Origin of the sequence: Labrys sp. 22185, assembly GCF_052045555.1 — a bacterium.
In the GTDB taxonomy this organism is placed as follows: Bacteria; Pseudomonadota; Alphaproteobacteria; order Rhizobiales; family Labraceae; genus Labrys; species Labrys neptuniae.
Window position 1 is genome coordinate 16,906 of sequence record NZ_JBQEPH010000018.1, and the last position, 16,283, is coordinate 33,188.

The 16,283-nt window shown below is 65.0% G+C and carries 12 protein-coding genes; 5 read left to right on the forward strand and 7 right to left on the reverse strand.

The annotated features are described in order from the left end of the window. The first annotated feature begins 34 nt into the window (after window positions 1-34). Window positions 35-1,717, forward strand: a complete 1,683-nt coding sequence (locus ACTJKX_RS26540) for a sensor histidine kinase (RefSeq protein WP_440727050.1) — start codon at window positions 35-37, stop codon at window positions 1,715-1,717. Between the two features lie 444 nt (window positions 1,718-2,161). On the opposite strand, the gene ACTJKX_RS26545 is transcribed toward ACTJKX_RS26540, so the two are convergent. Then, on the reverse strand, window positions 2,162-4,147 hold the full coding sequence (locus ACTJKX_RS26545) for a response regulator (protein ID WP_440727051.1): 1,986 nt from the start codon (window positions 4,145-4,147) through the stop codon (window positions 2,162-2,164). 663 nt (window positions 4,148-4,810) lie between these two features. Here ACTJKX_RS26545 and ACTJKX_RS26550 point away from each other — a divergent pair. The 3 genes from ACTJKX_RS26550 (at window position 4,811) to ACTJKX_RS26560 (ending at window position 8,090) form a co-directional block, all read left to right on the forward strand. Next, entirely contained in the window at window positions 4,811-5,101 is a 291-nt protein-coding gene (locus tag ACTJKX_RS26550) for a DUF2934 domain-containing protein (protein WP_311934220.1), read from the forward strand. A 241-nt stretch (window positions 5,102-5,342) separates the two neighbouring features. After that, window positions 5,343-7,064: an arginine--tRNA ligase gene (gene argS / locus ACTJKX_RS26555; protein WP_440727052.1), complete on the forward strand. Its 1,722-nt coding sequence runs from the start codon at window positions 5,343-5,345 to the stop codon at window positions 7,062-7,064. 84 nt (window positions 7,065-7,148) lie between these two features. Further along, window positions 7,149-8,090 carry a Gfo/Idh/MocA family protein gene (locus ACTJKX_RS26560; RefSeq protein WP_440727053.1) on the forward strand — a complete coding sequence of 314 codons (942 nt, stop codon included), beginning with the start codon at window positions 7,149-7,151 and terminating at the stop codon, window positions 8,088-8,090. A 323-nt stretch (window positions 8,091-8,413) separates the two neighbouring features. Here the strand turns inward: ACTJKX_RS26560 and ACTJKX_RS26565 are convergent, their stop codons facing one another. The 6 genes from ACTJKX_RS26565 to ACTJKX_RS26590 form a co-directional block, all read right to left on the reverse strand. After that, window positions 8,414-9,166: an SDR family NAD(P)-dependent oxidoreductase gene (locus ACTJKX_RS26565; RefSeq protein WP_440727054.1), complete on the reverse strand. Its 753-nt coding sequence runs from the start codon at window positions 9,164-9,166 to the stop codon at window positions 8,414-8,416. A 66-nt stretch (window positions 9,167-9,232) separates the two neighbouring features. Then, a complete protein-coding gene (locus ACTJKX_RS26570) occupies window positions 9,233-10,237 on the reverse strand; it encodes a substrate-binding domain-containing protein (protein WP_440727055.1) in 1,005 nt (334 codons plus the stop codon). Between the two features lie 40 nt (window positions 10,238-10,277). Further along, entirely contained in the window at window positions 10,278-11,276 is a 999-nt protein-coding gene (locus tag ACTJKX_RS26575; protein ID WP_440727056.1) for an ABC transporter permease, read from the reverse strand. Window positions 11,277-11,475: 199 nt separating this feature from the next. Beyond that, a complete protein-coding gene (locus ACTJKX_RS26580; RefSeq protein WP_440727057.1) occupies window positions 11,476-12,462 on the reverse strand; it encodes an ABC transporter permease in 987 nt (328 codons plus the stop codon). After that, the gene (locus ACTJKX_RS26585) at window positions 12,459-14,006 is read right to left on the reverse strand and encodes a sugar ABC transporter ATP-binding protein (RefSeq protein ID WP_440727058.1); all 1,548 of its coding nucleotides are present in this window, start codon (window positions 14,004-14,006) and stop codon (window positions 12,459-12,461) included. The genes ACTJKX_RS26580 and ACTJKX_RS26585 overlap by 4 nt, the downstream gene beginning before the upstream one ends. Then, window positions 14,003-15,022 carry an aldo/keto reductase gene (locus ACTJKX_RS26590; RefSeq protein ID WP_440727059.1) on the reverse strand — a complete coding sequence of 340 codons (1,020 nt, stop codon included), beginning with the start codon at window positions 15,020-15,022 and terminating at the stop codon, window positions 14,003-14,005. Before ACTJKX_RS26590 ends, ACTJKX_RS26585 begins: the two co-directional genes overlap by 4 nt. A gap of 383 nt (window positions 15,023-15,405) precedes the next feature. Here ACTJKX_RS26590 and ACTJKX_RS26595 point away from each other — a divergent pair, with 383 nt between their 5' ends. Then, the gene (locus ACTJKX_RS26595; RefSeq protein WP_440727060.1) at window positions 15,406-16,281 is read left to right on the forward strand and encodes an amidohydrolase family protein; all 876 of its coding nucleotides are present in this window, start codon (window positions 15,406-15,408) and stop codon (window positions 16,279-16,281) included. Window positions 16,282-16,283: the final 2 nt, after the last annotated feature.

The window sequence follows — 16,283 nt, forward strand, 5'->3', positions numbered from 1 at the left end:
AGTCTTCAATAGGATCTTGGTCTTCAATAGGATCTTGGCCTTCGATACGGTCCAGGCCAAACTGCTGACCTTCTTCCTGATGGTCGCCATACCGGTCGGTGCCATCACCAGCATCATCGCGGTGGTGACCTATCGCGATGACGTCAAGACGATCGAGACGTCCCAGGCACAGACGGTCGGCAATTTCGTCGTTCGCATGGGCATCTGGTATGTCGGCGTCGTACGGGGGCTGATGATCTCGGCCGCCGAAGTCACGAACGGCGCCTCCTGCGAGGCGGTCGGCAAGGCCAATGTGGGACAGCTCGACGGCTACCAGGCCCTGCTGATCCAGGGGGATGGCAGCCCGGCCTGCCTGTTTTCCGGCATATCCGGCCTGGACCGGTCCTCGCTTGGCGCCGAATTGGCAGCGCAGGCTGCCAAGCCGGTGCTCCAACCCCGCGCGGTGTTGTCGCCGGTAACCAGCCGCTATGATTCGGTGGTGCTTGGGGGCGAGCGCCGGCTCGTCGTCTATGCCCGGCGCGAGGGCAAACCTGATGCGCCGGGCTGGCAGGCACTGCTGGTGATCGCTCCGCAGGCCCTCGATCGTGTCTTCAACCTCGGCGACGGTGCGCGTGACTTCGTCGCCGCCCTGATCACCGTGCATGAAGACATCGTGTTTGCTCGGGGGCGACCGGCCGACGACAATGGCTGGCTGCCGGCGAAGGGAACCTTTCCCGTGACCCGACAGCGCTGGGTCGCCGTCAGCGGCGCCGGCCAGACGCGGATCTACTATGCCATGCCGGCGGCGCCCGATCTCTATATCGTCGCCAGCTTCCGTGACATCCATCTGCGGGCGGCCCGCTCGCAATTCCTTTTCCTGCTGCTGGCGCCCCTCGCCGCCTTGCTGCTGTTGCTGGTCGTCTTTGCCCGGGTGATGAAACGGCATCTGGTGCAATGGCTCAAGGGCATCGAGGCTGCGTCGCGGGCTCGGCGCCATTCGGGCTGGGGACGTGTACCGCTCAGTGCCCAGATGCCGTCGGACATCCGCAATGTGGTGGTCGCCTTCAACGACATGGTGGAGGAGCAGGAAGCACGCGAGCACCGCCTGCAGACGGCGCTTGCGGCTAACCATGCCCTTACCCGCGAGCTGCATCACCGGGTGAAGAACAATCTCCAAGTGGTGCAGAGCTATATCGGCCTATCTAAGAACGCCTATGCGGGCGATGCCCGCATGGCCCTGAGCGAGGCTGAATGCAGGGTGCACGTGTTGTCGGCGGCCTATCGGGGGGCCCTGTCCGAGGGCGAGATGCATCCGGTGGCGGTCGAGCCCTTCCTGCGTGACGTCACACAGGTGATCGGCAGGCTGCTGTGCCGCCCCGGGCAAAGCATGGCTTTACGCGGGCGGACCGACATGGCGCTGCCGGTGGATCGCGCTATCCCGCTCGGCCTGCTCGTGGTCGACCATGCCTCCGCCATCCTGCATCCCGGCCTGACACTCGTTCTCACCCTCGACATCGAGGATCTCGACGGCGGGCGCTTCGGCTTCGGATTTGCTGCCGACAGGCCGGTGGAACCGCCGCAGCCCTCGCGAATCCTGCTGGGCCTCGTGCAGCAGCTCGACGCAGCTGAGAGGAAGGACCTTGCTGCGGGTGACCTGGGTGCCTGGGAGCTTGCCGCTGCCGGCGACGGCGAGCAGCAGGCGGGAGACCGGGGGACCGGCGCTTCCGCAGCGGAATAACCCTTGCCAACGGTCATATAGTGCCTATGTTTCCTGTTGAGGGGACCGGCAGACGGTCATCGATTAGGCGATGCTCGCCTGCTGGTGCTCCTCAGAGTAGGTGCCGCCTCATGGTCGATCGGTGCAGGATTGTTAGGAAATTGTAACTGAACTTTGCGCCCCCCGGCGCGTTAACAATTCAGCATGATCGGACGTTTGGCCGAGTATCAGGGGTATAGAACATGATAAACACTCTGCTTGCGGTTCTTTCGACCTTATTGGCCACGGGGCTCTGCACCCTCGCGGTAGCGTCGATGCGCCAGCCGGCTCGCGTCAAGGTCGTCGCGCGGCGCAACAGGCGGTCCCTGCCCCGGGATTGAGCCGGTTTCGTAGCAAGTAGGACGGAATGGGGGAGGAACGCGTGTTCCTCCCCCATTCCGTTTGATGGAGCTTGAACGGCCGGCCTCATCCGTCGATTGCCGCCCGGATGCGGCGTGAGAGCTGGTCGATCGAGTAGGGTTTGTAGAGTGGCCTGGTATCGAGGCCTGATATCTCGACCCGCCCATTGTCGTCCGGCGCGTAGCCGGTGGTGAACAACACCTTGATGCCGGGGGAATGGGCCCGGGCGCGGCTGGCGAGTTCGCCGCCGTTCATCCCGGGCATGACGATGTCGGTGAACAGCAAGGTGATGGGCCGGCCGGCTGCGACGAAACCGAGGGCCTCGCTCGGGGATGCGGCCTCGAGAATGGTGTAGCCGAGCCCGCGCAAGGCCTCCACCGCCATGGAGCGCACCCTGTCCTCATCCTCCACAACCAGCACGGTCTCGCCGGGATGACCATGGAAGGTGGTGGGAAGCCCGTCCCACAGGGGGCGCTGAGCCTCGGCAGCCTCCGAGCGTGGCAAATAGAGCCTGATCGTGGTGCCCTGTCCCGGCGTCGATGCGATGGTGACATGGCCACCGGTCTGACGCACGAAGCCGAAGACTTGGCTGAGGCCCATGCCGGTGCCCTTGCCCACGCCCTTGGTGGTGAAGAAGGGGTCGAAGGCGCGGGCAGCCACGTCTTCCGACATGCCGATGCCGGTATCGATCACCGCCACGCTGAGATAGGGACCGGAGGCGATGCCGAATTCCTCGGCTTGGCTGCGGCCCAGTATGGCATTGCTGGTTTCGATGGTGAGTTCGCCACCGTCGGGCATGGCGTCACGCGCGTTCACCGACATGTTGAGCAGGGCGTTTTCTAGCTGGCTCCTGTCGGTCTCCACCGCCCAGCCGTCCGGCGCCAGGATGGTGGTGATGTGGATATGCTCGCCCAGCGTGCGCGACAGCAGGTCGGCCATGTCGGCGATCATGGCGTTGGGCGACACGGCTTCCACCGTCAGCGGCTGCTGGCGGGAGAAGGCGAGCAGCCGCTTGGTCAGTGCGGCGGCGCGCTCGGCGCCGTCGAGGGCGCCGTCGATATAGCGTCCGACATTGGTCTGGCCGCGCTCCAGCTTGCGCTTGAGCAAAGTGAGGCCGCCGATGACCACGGCGAGCATGTTGTTGAAGTCATGGGCGATGCCGCCGGTGAGCTGCCCGAGAGCCTCGACCTTCTGCAACTGATGCAGGCTGTTCTCGGCCGTGGCCCGGGCGGCTATGGCGGTCTGGACCCGCTGCTCCAGCGTCTCGTTGAGTTCGCGGAGCCTGGCCTCCGCCTCTCTCTGCCTGGAAATGTCGGTATTGGTGCCGAACCAGCGCAGGATCCGGCCGGTATCGTCTCGGACCGGGGCGACGCGGGTAAGGAAAGGGCGGAAGATGCCGTCCCTGCCGCGGAGCGGGAAGACCATCTCGAAAGCGCTGCCCTGTTCGAGCGATTCCCGCCAATGCGCGATGATATCGGGCAGCTGCCTGCGGTCATGCACCGAACGCCAGCCCCATCCCTGCATCTGCTCGAGCGATGAACCCGTATAGTCATACCAGCGCTGATTATACCAGTAGATGCCGCCATGCGCGGCGGCCATCCAGCACAGGATCGGGATATTGTCCGCCAGGGTGCGGAAGTTGGCCTCGCTCTCGCGCAGGGCCGTTTCGGCTGCTCGGATGCGCAGCAAGGCGCGGACGGAGGCGACGAGTTCGACCGGTTCCCAGGGCTGGGCGAGGCAGGAATCGGCACCGGCTTCCAGCGCCCGCATGCGATTGTCGCCCGAAACGAAGGATGCCGAGGTCTGCAGCACCAGGGTATCGGGATAATCCTGCTTGATGATGCGGCAAAGATCGTGGCCGCTCATGTCGGGCAGCCTCTCCTCGAGCAGCACCAGGGTCGGCCGTCGCTCGCGAACCAGGACGAGGGCATCGAAGCCCGAGCCTGCTTCGATCACGTCGATTTCGCTTGCCCGGCCAAGGGCCTCGGTCTTGGCGCGCCGCTCGACCACGTGGTCGTCGAGGTTGAGGACGAGATGGCGTCGAAACTCCATTGTACCCACCAAGATCACCGCCCTGTCAGGGCTGTATTCCCATCTGCATCCTAACACGGATGCCTGAGGCGTCTTGTGATTGGACGGACGTATCAAGGATCACAAAGACACACTCGCCAATCCGTGGTCCATAACAGCCTCTAGAGCCAGCGTCCGGTCGTGAACGCGTCGGCTCTGAAGAACGCCCCTGCAGGATGGAAGGTTCCGGGCTCGATGGCACGGCCTGTTTTCGACCGTTCGGCGTGCCGTGGACGCTGCCATCATACTCTTGACCTGCCATGCCCATGCACCCGGTCTCTCGTCGTTCAATAAGAGATGAGGGTTATCAAAGCGCTTTGAGATGCCGATTTTGGTTGAAATCTGGCTTCCTCGCCCTATCTTAACGAGGGCACGCATCCGCCTTCCGAAGGTTGCTCCATTGAGGGGAAGGAAATTGATCGTGGCGGGGAACCGCCGGGATCATGGCGGGTTGAGGCTATGTGCCATCGCGCGATGCTCGCCGCGCCCGGCTTGTTCCGGGCACCTGGACGATAGGTGTTTCGAGTTCGTCCGCGGGGACCGGAAGCCGCCGGTCGCGGTAGATTCAGGTTTGAGCCTGACAAGGCCAGACAGACTCTAGGCCATGGGCGTTACTTGCCATAACCCAGACCGGGAGAGACATTGATGAGCAATGAGATAGAACAGAAGATCCGCGACAAGGCCCATGAATTGTGGGTCTTGGACGGACAGCCGGAGGGGCGCGAATTGTTCCATTGGGACCTTGCACGCCAACTGGTGCTGCAGGAAAATACGGCCGAGTTCACATTGGTGCCGACACCGCCCTGCATCGAGGATCTGATCGACCCGCTGGCCGCGCCGGACAATCTGCGCGAGATCCCGGACCTCACCCATCTCGGGGAAGATGCGGTGGAACCCGAAATCCCGCTCAAGAAGGTCGCCGGGGGACGCGGCTGAAACCGACCGCCGAGAGCATGGCTCTTCTCCTGCGGCCGGAGCGCGAAGGCGCGTTCCGGCCTTGAATTGTGGCAGCCCGTCCGGTGCCGATGACGACGCTGACTGCCAGTCCCATTCCTTGAAATTCGCCCTTTCGAGCGGCTGAAATCGCAAAATCCGCCCCGAATGCCCGCCTGACGCTTGCCTCCGCGCGCCAAGGTGCTTACTGCGAACGCTGACCGATTTGATAGGAAGCGTCCGCATGTCTGCCTCTTTGAACCGCCTCGTCGATGAGATGTTGGCGAATGCCTTTTCAGCCTGTGGATTGCCGACCGAGACCGCCCGAGCCACCCGCTCCACGCTGCCCGAGCTCGCGGACCTGCAGTGCAATGGCGCCATGCCGCTCGCCAAGAGCCTCAAGCGCAATCCGCGCGAGTTGGCGGCCGAGATCGCCGAAAAGCTCCAGGGCCTGCCGGCCTTCAAGGAAGTCTCGGTGGCCGGCCCCGGCTTCCTCAATCTGCGCCTGTCCGATGCCTTCCTCTCCGAATGCGCTGTGGCCCAGGCCGCCTCGCCCGATCTCGGCATCGTGCAGTTGCCGGCCGATACGGTTGTGCTCGACTATGGCGGCCCGAACGTCGCCAAGCCGCTGCATGTCGGCCATCTGCGCGCCTTGGTGATCGGCGAGAGCCTGCGGCGCATCAATGCCGCCCAGGGCCTCAACACGGTTTCCGACATCCATCTCGGCGATTGGGGCCTGCAGATGGGCCAGCTGATCTCCGAGATCCGGCTGCGCTGGCCCGACCTCGGCCCGGGCGAAGCGCCGGACCTGACCATGGACGACCTGCAGCGCCTCTATCCCGAGGCTGCGGCGGCCTGCAAGGCCGATCCCGCCCGCATGGAACTCGCCCGTGCCGCCACCGCTGCCTTGCAGGCCGGCGATCCTGACGCCACCGCGATCTGGCAGAAGCTGCGCGACATCTCGCTGACCGCCCAGCGCGTCGACATCGATCTTCTCGATACCCATTTCGACCTGTTCCTCGGCGAAAGCGACGTGCAGCCGCTGATCCCCGGCATGATCGCCGACATGCGCGCCAAGGGCGTGGCGGTGGAAAGCGACGGCGCCCTGATCGTCGACGTCGCCACCCCCGGCGACAACAAGCCGATGCCCCCGCTCTTGCTGCAGAAGAAGGACGGTGCCGCCCTCTACGCCACCACCGATCTCGCCACCATTGTGGCACGGGTGCGCGACCAGGATCCCAAGCGCATCGTCTATGTCGTCGACCAGCGCCAGGAACTGCATTTCCGCCAGGTCTTCAAGGCGGCCGAACGGGCGGAGCTCGCGCCGGGCGTCGAGTTGATCCATGCCGGCTTCGGCACGGTGAACGGCGCCGACGGCAAGCCCTACAAGACCCGCGAGGGCGGTGTGGCGCAGCTCAAGGACCTGCTCGGCGAGGCGATCGAGAAGGCAGGAGAGCGTCTGGTCAACGACGATCCGACGCTCGATCGCATCGAACTCGCCAAGCTGGTGGGTCTCGCCGCGGTCAAGTTCGCCGATCTCTCCTCCTACCGCATCTCGGGCTATATCTACGATGCGGACCGCATGGTCTCCTTCGAAGGCAAGACCGGGCCCTACGTGCAATATGCCTGCGTGCGCATCGGCTCCATCCTCGCCAATGCCGAGGCCAAGGGTTATCAGGCCGGCGCCCTGCAGGTGACGGCTCCGGCCGAGCGCGCCTTGGTGCTCGAATGCGCCAGGCTGCCCGAAGTGGTCGCTTCCGCCGGACGCAACAATGCGCCGAACGAGGTCGCCGACTATGTGTTTTCGGTGGCACAGGCCTTCAGCCGCTTCTACACCGATTGCCCGGTGCTGGCCGCCGATACCGAGGCCGAGCGTGCCTCCCGCCTCGCTTTGTGTGGCCTTGCTCGTGCCGTGCTGGCCAAGGGGCTGTGGCTGCTCGGCATCGCGGTTCCCGAACGGATGTGACGTGCGAGCGCGGGAGTCTCTTCCCGCGCCCCCGATTTGCTGCTACGCACGCCTCGAATTGACTGACAAATAGAGGCGGCCTTCATGAGCCAGCATTCCATCGCCATCATCGGCGTCGGCAAGATCGCGGTCGACCAGCATCTGCCTGTGATCGCCAAGAACCCGGCCTTCCGGCTGGCCGCCCTGGTCAGCCAGCGCGGCGTCGAGCAGGCGGGCGTGCCGACCTTCCGCACGCCGGCCGAACTCTATGCGGCGATGCCGGATCTCGACGCCGTGGCGATCTGCACGCCGCCTTCGGTGCGCCACCAGGTGGCGCTGGAGGCGCTCAATGCCGGCATGAACGTGCTCTTGGAAAAACCGCCGGCGCCCACCGTCAGCGAATTGGCCGACCTGGTGCGCCAGGCCGCAGCCCGGCGCTGCGTGCTGTTCGCCACTTGGCACTCGCAATACAATGCCGGGGTCGAGGAAGCGAAGAAGCGCCTGGCCGGCCGCAAGATCGCTTCCCTCGCCATCACCTGGAAGGAAGATGTGCGGCGCTGGCATCCGGGCCAGGAATGGATCTGGCAGCCCGGCGGCTTCGGCGTGTTCGATCCGGGCATCAACGCGCTGTCGATACTCACCGAGATCGCACCGGAACCCTTCTTCGTCACGGCCGCGACGCTGACCTATCCCGCCAATCGCGATACGCCGATTGCGGCCAGACTGACCTTCGCTTCCGATGCCGCCCTGCCCGGCGCGGCCCTGACGGCCGAGTTCGACTGGCGCCAGACCGGCGACCAGACCTGGACGATCGAGATCGTCGTCGAGGACGGCACCCGGCTCACCCTGATCGATGGCGGCTCCAAGCTCGCCGTCAACGGCAACCTGACCGTGGCCGAGCCGATGGTTGAATATGAAGGCATCTATGCCCGCTTCGCCGGCCTGCTCGATCGTGGCGAGAGCGCGGTGGATGCCGCGCCCTTCCACCTGGTCGCCGACGCCATGGTGGTGGGCAAGCGCGAGACCACCGACGCCTTCGAGTGGTGATCGCCCGAGGCTGTCACGGGGCATTGCTCACCTCTCCTCCTTTTAGGTCGTGCGGCCCCTCACCTTACCTCTCCCCGTAAGAACGGGGCGAGGGGACTTTGACGTCGCGTTTCATGCCGAGACCGCACCATCTCGCTCAACCGTTGGGCGAGATGAATGGACCGAGGGCCAGTCGCAACGCCTGTGCCTCCTCGCCCCGTTCTTACGGGGAGAGGTAAGGTGAGGGGCAGCGCGACCGTGAGCGATTATCTCTCTGCCGGATGTCCTTCATACCAAAAGCTATTTCGAAGACTCGGATGCATCGACATTCCCGAGCTTTGGTATCAATAGGTCGCCCGGCCGCCGGAAAGATCGAACACCGCGCCCGTGGTGAAGGAATTCTCCCTGGTGGCCAGCCAGCAGATCATGGCGGCTGCCTCGGCGAGTTCCAGCATGCGCCCGCGCGGGATCTTGGAGAGGATCATCTTCAGGAATTCGGGATCCTGGCTCATCGCCATCGTGGTCTTGGCCACGGCCGGCGTCACCGCATTGACCGAGATGTCGTATTTGGCGAGTTCCTTGCCGAGCGACTTGGTCAGCGCCAGCACGCCGGCCTTGGTGGCGGAATAGGCGGGGGCGCCGGGATTGCCTTCCTTGCCGGCAACCGAGCTCAGATTGACGATGCGCCCGTAATTGCGGGCGATCATGTGCGGCACCACGGCGTGGCAGACATGGAAGGTGCCGACCAGGCCGATATGCACCACCTCGGCGAAGGCCTCGGGCGGGTATTCCCAGGTATTGGCATTGGGGCCGACGATCGCGGCATTGTTGATGAGGACGTCGATCTGGCCGAAGCGCGCCAGGGTCTGCGTAACACCGGCCTCCACCGAGGCAAGGTCGCCGATGTCGACATTGAGGGCCTGGACCTTGCCGTTGCGGCCATATTTGGCCTCCAGGGCCTGCAGCAGGGAAGCGTCCCGATCCCAGATCGAGACGTTGCCGCCGCCGGCCAAAATGCGTTCGGCGACCGTCAGCCCGATGCCCTGGCCACCTCCGGTGACGATGGCGGCCTGTCCTGCGAAATCGTAGCTGTTCATGGGAAAGTCCAGGGAAACTGAGGTAAGGAAAGGCCGGCGCGGGAGACTTTCCGCGCCGGTTCGGTACTAGAAGTTGAACTGGTCGATATTGCCGGCGTCGAAGGTCGTCAGCTCGGCCTGGGTGTTGATGATGTGATCGGCCCCAATAGTGATCTGCCCGAGACCCGGAACCTCGAACTTGGTGCCGGGCTCGTTCTTGATGGTGCCGTTCTTCACGCCCACGGCGAAATAGGAGGTGAGCAGGCCTTCATTGTAGGGGCTCCAGAGCTGGAAGGCCTTGAGCGTGCCGTCCTTGATGAAGGGGCGCATCTGGTTGGGCGTGCCGAGGCCGGTGAGCGTGATCTGCTTGGCCTTGCCCTGGGTCTGCAGCACCTGCGCCGCTGCGGCGACGCCGACGGTGGTCGGCGAGATCACGCCCTTGAGGTTGGGGTATTTCTGGATCAGCGCTTCCATCTCGGTGGTGGATTTCTGCGGATCGTCGTCGCCATAGGCCACGGCCACCAGCTTCATCTTGGCATATTTGGCATTGCTGGCGAGGCTGTCCTTCATCGCCGCGATCCAGGTGTTCTGGTCGGGTGCGTCGGTGGTGGCGGAGAGGATGGCGATTTCGCCCTCGTAATTGATCTGCGAGCCCAGGAGCTCGACCTGGCTCGGCCCGGTCTTGGTGAAGTCGACGGGCAGGATGCCGGCATCGCGGTGGTCGAGATTGCCGACGAGGTCGCCATTGACCGCGAGCACCAGGATGCCGCGCGAGCGGGCGCGGTCGAGCACCTGGTTGAGGGCATCGGGGCTGTTGGGGGAGATGGCGATCACGCCGACGCCGCGCTGGGTCTGCGCGGTGATGAAGGGGATCTGCGAAGTGGCTTCGGCGGTCGCCGGGGCCTGCATGTCGAAGTCGCAGCCGACCTTGGCGCAGCCGTCCTGGAAACCCTTTACCAGCGAATCGAAATAGGGATTGCCGGTGTTCTTGGGAATATAGACGATCGAGACCTTGTCGGCCGCCTGCGCGCCGACGGCGGCAGTCAACGCGAGCCCGAGCGACAGTCCGAGTAGAAGCGTTTTCCTCAGCATGGTTCCCTCCTGATGATGGTCTAAGGCCGTTCTGAGCCGGCTATCTCTGGTTGCGGGCGTAGATCGTATTGGTTGCGATGATGGAGACGATGAGCAGGAGCCCCATCACCGTGAGTTGGTAGGTCACCGGGATGTTGGCGACCGTCATGCCGGTGGCGATGATCACCAGGAGCCAGGAGGCGATGAAGGTGCCGGCGATGGTGCCGCGCCCGCCGAAGATGTAGGTGCCGCCGAGCATGACGATCAGCACCATCTGCAGCTCGCCGCCGGTGGCGAGATCGTAGCGCACCGAGGCCAGCCGCGAGGCCGCAAGCAGGCCGCAGAGGGCGCTGGTGAGGCCCATCGCCAGGAACAAAGCGAACTTGATGCGCCGGACCTTGATGCCGGCATGGCGGGCGGCGATCTCGCTGGTGCCGATCTGGTAGATCTGCCGGCCAAGGATGGTGGCGCCGAGCACGAAGGCCAGGACCAGCGAGGCGGCGATGAAGATCAGCACCGGCACCGGCACGCCGAAAAGGGTACGATAGTCGATGCCGACGAACCAGGCCGGGAACTTGCCGATGGATTTGTCGCCCGCCAGCACCTGGGCGAGGCCGCGATACATGATCAGCGTGCCGATGGTGACCATCAGCGAAGGCAGGCGCAGCCACAGCACCATGAAACCGTTGAAGGCGCCCATCACAAGGCCGGCGGCGAGGCTCGCCGCGATCGCCCAGCCGATCGGCAGGCCGGCCTGGAACACTGTGCCGAACAGGCAGGCGGTCAGCGCCATGGTGGAGGCGGGAGACAGGTCGATCTCGCCAGCAATGATCACCAGGGTCAGCACCAAAGCGATGATCGAGAACTCGGCATAGTAGGTGGCGCTTTCCAGGATGAAGGTCAGCGAGGCGAAGAAGGGCGACAGCAGGCAGGCGATGACGATGGCGGCAGCCAGCAGCACCAGGGTCATGGTCTCCGGCCGCACCAGCACCGTACGCCAGAGCGGCAGCGGCTTGGCGGCGTCCTGCGGGGAGACGGCGGTGGCGGGGGTCTGGCTCATGGGTGCCCCCTTTGCCGGCCGGGGCGCGGGTTCCTTACCCTCCCCTGGAGGGGGAGGGTCGGCCTGAAAGGCCGGGGTGGGGTGAAGGGGCTCTTACTTGGCGATAAGGCGAGGTGCTCTTTTGAAGAAGACACCCCACCCCGAGGCTTTGCCTCGACCCTCCCCCTCCAGGGGAGGGTAAAATGTGTGTCGGTGCTGGTCATGCCGCATCCCTCGCCAGCAGGCCCTTGAGGCCGCCCTGCCGGACGCTGCGGTCGATCACCAGGGCCGCGAGGATCACCGCCCCGTAGATCGCCTGCTGCCAGAAGCCGGAGACGCCGAGGATCGGCAGCGCCACGCTGACGGCGCCGAGCAGGAGCACGCCGAGCACGGTGCCGGCGACCGAGCCGGAGCCGCCATTGATCGAGACCCCGCCGATGACCACGGGCGCGATCACCGTGAATTCGAAGCCGACGCCGGTGATGCCGGGATTCACATAGCCGAAGCGCGAGGCGTACATCACGCCCGCAAGCCCGGCGAGGCCCCCGGAGAGTACGAAGACCAGCACGGTGATCGGCGCGGCGCGGATGCCGCGCAGCGGCGCCGCCACCGGATTGGAGCCGATGGCATAGATCTGGCGCCCGAGCCTGGAATGGCCGAGGAAGAGGTAGGTGGCGAGCGCAACGGCGAAGGCGATCAGGATGATCCAGGGAATGCCGAAGACAAGTGAGGTCTGGCTGAGCTCGATCAGGCCGCGCGGGATATATTGCGGATCGACCTGGCGGGCATCGGAGATGAAGAAGATCAGGCCGCGATAGAGGCTGAGCGTGCCGAGCGTCACGATGATGGAGGGCAGCCTAAAGAGGGTGACCACCAGCCCGTTGATGAGGCCCAGCGCGCCGCCCACCGCGATCGCGGCGACGACACCGACCATGACAGGCAGCTCCGGATGGTCGCGCCAGAGCATGCCGGCCACGATGGCGGAAAAGCCGAGGATCGAGCCGATGGAAAGGTCGACATGGCGGGCGACCAGCACCATCATCTCGCCCATCGCCGCCACCATGATCAGGGGCACGGCCAGCAGCACGATGCGCAGCGTCTCTGCGGAGAGGAAGCGCGGCTGGATCAGGCCGACGATGAGGGCGAAGAGCGCGATCATCACCACGATGCCGGCCTCGCGCCGGCGCAGGAGGCTCGCGATGCTCATGCGGCGGCCCGTCCATCCGGGTTCGACTTGCGGCGCGGCACGGCGGCGTGCATCACGCTTTCCTCGCTGGCCTCGCCGCGGAGAAGATTGGCAGTGAGGCGCCCTTCCGACATCACCAGCACGCGGTCGCTGAGCGCCAGCAGTTCCGGCAGTTCGGAGGAAATCAGCAGTACGGCGCGACCCGAAGCGGCCAGCTCGCCGATCATCTCGTAGAACTCGGCCTTGACCCCGATGTCGATGCCGCGCGTCGGCTCGTCCAGGATGAGGATCTCAGGGTCGGTGAGCAGCCAGCGTGCCAGGATGGCCTTCTGCTGGTTGCCGCCGGAGAGTTCTCCGATGGGTTGGCGCAGGCTGGCGAGGCGGATGCGCAATTTGCGCACCTGTTCGCGGGCGATCGAGCGTTCGAGGGCACGACGAATGACGCCGCCGGGGGCCACCTTGCCGGGCACGGCGGCGGTGATGTTCTGCTCGACCGGCAGGCTGCGGAAGATGCCGGCGACGGCCCGGTCCTCCGGCACGAAGGCGAGGCCTTGCGCCACCGCATCCGCCGGCTCGCGGATGGCGACGGTCTTGCCGTTGACCTCGATGCTGCCGCTGGCGGCGGGAGCCACGCCGAACAGAGCGCGCGCGACATCGGTACGGCCGGCGCCGACCAGGCCGCCAAGGCCGACGATCTCGCCCTTGCGCACCTCGAAGCTGATGTCCTCGAACTTGCCGGGCAGGCTCAGGCTGCGAACCGCCAGCGCCACCGCGCCGATCTGCGACTTGTGCTGGGGAATATAGCCTTTCACCTCCCGCCCGATCATCAGGCGGATGATGTCGGCGTCGGAGAGGCTGGCGGTTTCCTCGGTGGCAATCCTGCTGCCGTCCCGGAAGATGGTGACGCGGTCGCACAGCGCCCGCACTTCCTCGAGCCGGTGGCTGATGAAGATGATGGTGCGGCCTTCCTGGCGAAGCTGACGGGCGATGCCGAACAGGGTTTCGACTTCCTTGGGCGTCAGCGGGGCCGTGGGCTCGTCCATGATAATCAGCCGGCTGTCGCTGGCCAGCGCCCGGGCGATTTCCACCATCTGCTGGTCGGCAATCGAGAGGCCGCGCATCGGCTTGCCGATATCGATGGCGATGCCGAGCCGGGCCATCAGGCTGTCAGCCTCGCGCCGGAGTTCGCCCCAGCGCACCCGCCCGAGCGCCGGGCCTTCATGGCGGCCGAGCACGAGGTTTTCAGCCACCGAGAGATCGGGAAAGGAGATCGGCTCCTGGTGGATCAGGGTGATGCCGAGCTTCTGGGCGATCAGCGGTGTCGTCACCTCCACGGGCGTGCCGTTGAGGGCGAGCGAGCCACGGCTGGGGCGGTGGACGCCGGCAATGATCTTGGCGAAGGTCGATTTGCCGGCACCGTTCTCGCCGAGCAAAGCGTGGATCTCGCCGGCATGGAGGTCGAGATCCACGTCGCGCAAGACTTCCACGCCGGCAAACTGCTTGGAGATGCCGCGGGCCGAGATCAGGATCGGCAGCGCTCTTGCAGGCTCGCCCGCCCTGTTCATGGCGTGGGCGCGTCCTTGTCGATCAGCCCTTCCGTCTTCAGGTCGGACCAGAATCCGGCCGGGATCGGGGCGTGATGGGAGGCGACATTCTCCGTGATCTCGCTCGGCTTCACCGCGCCCGGAATTTCCGAGACTACGGCAGGATGGGCGAGCACGAATTGCAGCGCCGCCGCCGGCAGGGCCACGCCATGCGCCTTGCACACAGCCTCGATGCCGCGCACCTTGGCCTGCACGGCCTCCGGCGCCTTGCTGTAATTGTAGTTGGCGCTGCCGCCCGAGCCGGTGACCAGGATGCCCGAGGCGAAGGGCGAGCCGATGACGACGCTGACCTGTCGCTTCACGCATTCGGCCATGCCGGTATGGAGGCACCCTTGGTCGATCAGGGTGTAGGGCATCGCCACCAGCACGAAGTCGAGATCGACCAGGGGCGCCACCGTCTCCAGGGCGTCGGCGGTGTTGATGCCCATGCCAATGGCCTTGATCTCGCCGCGCCGCTTCAATTCCTCCAGGGCCTTGATGCCGGAATAGACCAGGTCTTTCTTGCGGTAGCCGAAATCCGGGCCCTGATAGGCAGCGTCGAGGTCGTGGATGACCAGGGCGTCGATGGTGTTGAGGCCGAGCCGCATCATCGACTGCTCATAGGAGCGCATCACGCCGTCATAGGTGTAGTCGTAGCGGTGCTGGAAGGGCAGGCCGCCGAGCCACATCTCCGATTTGAAGATCGCGGGGTCGAAGGGGCGTTCGAGGATGCGCCCGACCTTGGTGACGAGCTGGTATTCGTTGCGCGGCCGGTGCCGGAGGCCATAGCCGAGGCGATGTTCGGAGAGGCCGAGGCCATACCAGGGCGCGGTGTCGAACAGGCGCACGCCCGCATCCCAGGCAGCGTCGATGGTGGCGCTGGCATCGGCCTCCGTCACCAGGCTGTAGAGCTCGCCCAGATGCGCCGCGCCATAGCCGAAGGTCGGCACGGTCATCGCTGTCTGGCCGACGCGGCGGCGCTCGAATTCCTTGGGCATTGCGGCACTCCCGGGCATTTCTGGATTGGCGGTTCCGGGCAGCCCGGCCGCATTTGCGGCTAAGTTGTCAGACAAAAATTAGTTTGACAAGTTTTTACTGGCTGGCGGAGAATGGCTGCGATGTCAGGCTGACGCACCGTGGCGCAGCCCCTCACCGTACCTCTCCCCGTAAGAACGGGGCGAGGAGACTTTGACGTCGAGCCTATGACTAAAACCTCTCATCTCGCCCAAGGGTCGGGCGAGATGAGAGGTTCGTGGATCGATCGCAACGCCCGTGCTCCCTCGCCCCGTTCTTACGGGGAGAGGTACGGTGAGGGGCGGCGCGACATCGGACATCGAGAATAGTTGCGTTCAGCTTGAACGCACTTTGCGCTGAGGATGCCATGCCCGATTTTCCCGTCATCGACACGCATCTTCACGTCTGGGACCATTCGAAGCTGAGATATTCGGCCTTCGAAGGCAGCCCGCTCTTTTCCAAGAGTTATCACGTCGAGGACTACCGGCGCGACCTTGGCGACGTCGAGGTCGAGGCCATGGTCTTCCTCGAATGCTATGCCGATTTCTGGGAGGGTGGCGGCCAATATCTCGACGAGATCCGCTTCGTCGAGGAGGAGGCCCGGCGCGATCCCGGCATCCGGGCGATCGTGCCGATGGCGCCGCTGGAATGTGGAAGCCGGGCCGAGCCGATCCTGGCCGAGATGAAGGAGAAGCACCCCGCGGTGCGCGGCATCCGCCGCATCGTCGAGTTCGACGCCGATCCGCGCGCCCTAACCCTGTCCGATGGCTTCATCGAGGGCGTCAATCTCCTCGAGAAATTCGGCTATCATTTCGAGATCAACGTCCATCATCACCAGATGGATATCGTGCGGGACTTCGTGAAGCGCATCCCGCATGTGCCGATGATCCTCGACCATTGCGGCAAGCCCGGCATCAAGGAAGGCGCCATCGCGCAGTATCGCGACGACGTGAACGAGCTGGCGCGCTGCCCCAACCTCTTCATCAAGCTCTCCGACCTGCCGGTGGAGGCCGACCTCGCGAGCTGGACCGATGCGGACCTCAGGCCCTACATCGACGCCACCTTCGAGAGCTTCGGCATCGACCGCACGATCTTTGCCATGGACTGGCCGATCTGCCTGCAGGCCACCAGCATGACGCGCTGGGTCGAGACGCTCGATCGCGCCATGGCGGGCTTTTCTGAAGAGCACCTGCGCAAGTTCTACCGGGATAACGCCAATTCCTTCTACCGCCTCGACCTGTGAGG